Origin of the sequence: Kitasatospora sp. NPDC091257 (assembly GCF_044757675.1) — a bacterium.
Lineage (GTDB): Bacteria > Actinomycetota > Actinomycetes > Streptomycetales > Streptomycetaceae > Kitasatospora > Kitasatospora lactacystinica.
Window position 1 is genome coordinate 1 of record NZ_JBIVVI010000805.1, and the last position, 4,284, is coordinate 4,284.

Genomic DNA, 4,284 nt, shown 5'->3' on the forward strand with positions numbered 1-4,284 from the left:
CCCCGCTGCCCCCGGCACCCCCGCTGCCCCCGGTACTCCCGCTGCCTCCGGTACTCCGCGGACGCCGGACGCCTTCGAGGCGAACCGCCGCTACCTGGGCTCGGTCGCCTACCGGCTGCTCGGCTCGTTCACCGACGCCGAGGACGTCCTCCAGGACGCCTGGCTGCGCTGGCGGGCCGCCGACCGCTCCGCCGTCGCCGACCCGCGCGCCTTCCTCACCACCGTCGTCACCCGGCTCTGCTACGACCAGCTGGGCTCCGCCCGGGCCCGCCGCGAGGCCTACTACGGCGAGTGGCTGCCCGAGCCCGCCGTCACCTACGCCACCGGCCCCGACTCCCCCGCCGAACTGGCCGAACGCGGCGAGTCCGTCTCGCTCGCCCTGCTGGCCGTACTGGAACAGCTCACCCCCGCCGAACGGGCCGCCTTCGTGCTGCACGACGTCTTCGCGGTCGGCTTCGAGGAGATCGCCGCCTCCCTGGAACGCACCCCCGACGCCGCCCGCCAGCTCGCCTCCCGGGCCCGCCGCCGGGTCCGCGACGGCGGCCGCGCGCAGGACGCCGCCCGGCGCACCGGCGGGACCGACCGGGCCGAGCACCGCCAGGCCGTCGAGGCCTTCGCCGCCGCCAGCACCCGCGGCGACATCCTCGCCCTGATGGAGGTCCTCGACCCCGACGTGGTCTGGCACTCCGACGGCGGCGGCATCGTCCGCGCCGGAGTCCGCCCGATCCACGGCGCCGACCGGGTGGCCCGGATGGTGGCCGGCCTGGTCGCCAAGTGGTTCACCCCCGACACCGCCACCACCACCGCGGTGGTCAACGGCGAGCCCGGACTGGTCTGGTACGACCGGGCCACCGGCACGGTCGGCGGCGTCCTCGCCTTCACCGTGGCCGACGGGCGGATCGCCGAGGCGCACGTCGTGGTCAACCCCGAGAAGCTCGCCCGGGTCCCCGCCGTGGAGCTGTGACACGGGTCACCGTCACACCCCGGCCGGCTGCCTCGTCCCCTTCCCGAACAGCGCTCCACCGGAGCGCCCTCGCGAGGAGGCGGACGAGATGAGCAGCACCACCACCGGGCAACGGATCGTCGTACTGGGCGCCGGGTACGCCGGGCTCACCGCGGCCAAGGGCGCCGGCCGGCACCACGACGTCACCCTGGTCGCCCCCGAGGAGCGGATCCTGCACCGCATCCGCCAGCACGAGACCGCGGCCGGCCGCGGCCGCGACTGGCCCACCGTCGGCGACCTCACCCGCGGCGGCCGGATCACCCACCGCCGGGCCCGGGCCGTCGGACTCGACCCGGCCGCGCACGAGGTCCGGCTCGACGACGGCACCACCCTCGGGTACGACACCCTGGTCCACGCCCTCGGCAGCCGCACCGCCTGGCACGCCGTCCCCGGCGCCGAACAGCTCGCCTACCCGGCGGAGCGCGCCGCCGAGCTGCGCCGCCGGATCGACACGGCCGACCGGCCCGGCCCCCTGGCCGTGGTCGGCGGCGGCGCCACCGGCATCGAGCTGGCCACCGAACTCGCCGAGGCCCACCCCTCCTGGCAGGTGCGGATCGTCGCGTCCGGCCTGGTCGGCGGCGTCTACTCGGCCAAGGGCCGGGCCCACGTCCGGCGCGTCCTCGCCCGGCTCGGCGCGAGCGTCCACGAGAACACCACCGTCACCGAGGTCACCCCGGACGGGCTGCGCACCACCGCCGGCCCGATCGAGGCCGACCTCGTCGTCTGGGCCGCCTCGCTGGAGCCGCACCCGCTGGCCGCCGAGGCCGGACTGGCCGTGGACGGGCGCGGCCGGGCCGTGGTGGACGACCACCTGCGGTCGGTCTCCCACCCGGACGTCCATGTGATCGGCGACGCCGCCGCGGTCACCGTCCCCGGCATCGGCACCCTGCGGATGGGCTGCGCCACCGCCCTGCCGCAGGGCCAGTACCTCGGCAGGCTGCTGGACGGGCGCACCGAGGGGCCGTTCTCGTTCCGGTACCAGGTGCAGTGCGTGAGCCTCGGCCGGCGGGACGGGCTGCTCCAGGTGGTCCGCCCGGACGACTCGATGCGGCCCACCGTGTTCACCGGCACCGCGGGGCGGCTGGCGAAGGCGGCGATCGTCGCCGTGGTCCTCAACAGCCTGAAGTAGGCCCGCCGTCCCCGCCGGCCGCTGCCGGAAGCGCCGGACGTGCCGGGGCCGGGGGGCCGGGGGCTCCGGAAACGCAGGAAGGGCCCGGGCGGGTGCCCGGGCCCTTCCGGCGTGCGTCGCCGCCGTGCCGCTACTTCTTGTCCTTCGGCGTCTCGGCGTCGGTGGACAGCGCGGCGATGAAGGCCTCCTGCGGGACCTCCACGCTGCCGACCATCTTCATCCGCTTCTTGCCTTCCTTCTGCTTCTCCAGCAGCTTCCGCTTACGGGAGATGTCACCGCCGTAGCACTTGGCGAGGACGTCCTTGCGGATCGCGCGGACCGTCTCACGGGCGATCACCCGGGAGCCGATGGCCGCCTGGATCGGGACCTCGAACTGCTGGCGGGGGATGAGCTTCTGGAGCTTGCCCGCCATCATCACGCCGTAGCTGTAGGCCTTGTCCTTGTGGACGATCGCGGAGAACGCGTCCACCGGGTCGCCGTGCAGCAGGATGTCGACCTTCACCAGCTGGGCGGCCTGCTCGCCGATGGGCTCGTAGTCCAGCGAGGCGTAGCCGCGGGTCTTGGACTTCAGCTGGTCGAAGAAGTCGAAGACGATCTCCGCGAGCGGCAGGGTGTAGCGCAGCTCGACCCGGTCCTCGGAGAGGTAGTCCATGCCCTGGAGGTTGCCGCGGCGGGACTGGCAGAGCTCCATGATCGCGCCGACGAACTCGTTGGGCGCCAGGATGGTGCCGCGCACGACCGGCTCGAACACCTCGGAGATCTTGCCGGTCGGGAACTCGCTCGGGTTGGTGACCGTGTGCTCGGTGCCGTCCTCCATCACCACCCGGTAGACCACGTTCGGGGCGGTGGAGATCAGGTCGAGGTTGAACTCGCGCTCCAGGCGCTCCCGGATGATCTCCAGGTGCAGCAGGCCGAGGAAACCGCAGCGGTAGCCGAAGCCGAGCGCGACCGAGGTCTCCGGCTCGTACACCAGCGCGGCGTCGTTGAGACGCAGCTTGTCCAGGGCGTCGCGCAGCAGCGGGTAGTCCGAGCCGTCCAGCGGGTACAGGCCGGAGAACACCATCGGGCGCGGGTCCTTGTAGCCGCCGAGCGGCTCGGTGGCGCCCTTGTGCATCGAGGTGATCGTGTCACCGACCTTGGACTGCCGGACGTCCTTCACACCGGTGATGATGTAGCCCACCTCGCCGACGCCGAGGCCGTCCGCGACCTTCGGCTCGGGCGAGATGACGCCGATCTCCAGCAGCTCGTGGGTGGCGCCGGTGGACATCATCGCGATGCGCTCGCGCTTGGTGAGCTGGCCGTCCACGACACGGACGTAGGTGACCACGCCGCGGTAGGAGTCGTACACCGAGTCGAAGATCATCGCGCGGGCCGGGGCGTCCTTGACGCCGACCGGGGCCGGGACGGTGTTGACGATGTGGTCCAGCAGGTCCTCGACGCCCAGGCCGGTCTTGGCGCTGACCTGGAGCACGTCGGACGGGTCACAGCCGATGATGTGGGCGATCTCGGCGGCGTACTTCTCCGGCTGGGCGGCCGGGAGGTCGATCTTGTTGAGGACCGGGACGATCGTGAGGTCGTTCTCCAGCGCCAGGTACAGGTTGGCGAGGGTCTGCGCCTCGATGCCCTGGGCCGCGTCGACCACCAGGACGGTGCCCTCGCACGCGGCGAGGGAACGGGACACCTCGTACGTGAAGTCCACGTGGCCGGGGGTGTCGATCATGTTGAGGATGTGCGTCGCCCCGGCGTTCGGGCCGGTCTTCGGCGCCCACGGGAGGCGGACCGCCTGCGACTTGATGGTGATGCCGCGCTCACGCTCGATGTCCATGCGGTCGAGGTACTGGGCACGCATCTGCCGGGGGTCGACGACGCCGGTGATCTGCAGCATCCGGTCTGCGAGCGTCGACTTGCCGTGGTCGATGTGGGCGATGATGCAGAAGTTGCGGATCAGCGCCGGGTCGGTACGGCTGGGCTCTGGCACATTGCTGGGGGTCGCGGGCACCTTGGTCCGATTCTCCGTTGGTCCGGGGCCGGGGGTGTCCGGATCATCGCTGACCGGTTTCCCGGGGACCGGACAGTCTCGTCCGATCGAAATAGTTCCTCCCATCTTCCCACGACTGCGGCCCGGGGCACCGTCCGGGAGTCTCCCGGGTAC

Annotated in this window: 3 protein-coding genes; 2 read left to right on the plus strand and 1 reads right to left on the minus strand. The window is 72.6% G+C overall.

Annotated features, from left to right (window positions below):
• The first annotated feature begins 115 nt into the window (after window positions 1-115).
• Together sigJ and ACIQOV_RS29890 are read left to right on the plus strand one after the other, a co-directional pair.
• Window positions 116-964, plus strand: coding sequence for an RNA polymerase sigma factor SigJ (gene sigJ, locus ACIQOV_RS29885; protein WP_401053710.1), 849 nt, complete (start codon window positions 116-118; stop codon window positions 962-964).
• Window positions 965-1,052: 88 nt separating this feature from the next.
• Window positions 1,053-2,132: an NAD(P)/FAD-dependent oxidoreductase gene (locus tag ACIQOV_RS29890; RefSeq protein WP_401053707.1), complete on the plus strand. Its 1,080-nt coding sequence runs from the start codon at window positions 1,053-1,055 to the stop codon at window positions 2,130-2,132.
• A 130-nt stretch (window positions 2,133-2,262) separates the two neighbouring features.
• Here ACIQOV_RS29890 and lepA read toward each other — a convergent pair whose 3' ends face one another.
• Window positions 2,263-4,131 carry a translation elongation factor 4 gene (lepA, locus tag ACIQOV_RS29895; protein WP_401053709.1) on the minus strand — a complete coding sequence of 623 codons (1,869 nt, stop codon included), beginning with the start codon at window positions 4,129-4,131 and terminating at the stop codon, window positions 2,263-2,265.
• Window positions 4,132-4,284 lie beyond the last annotated feature (153 nt).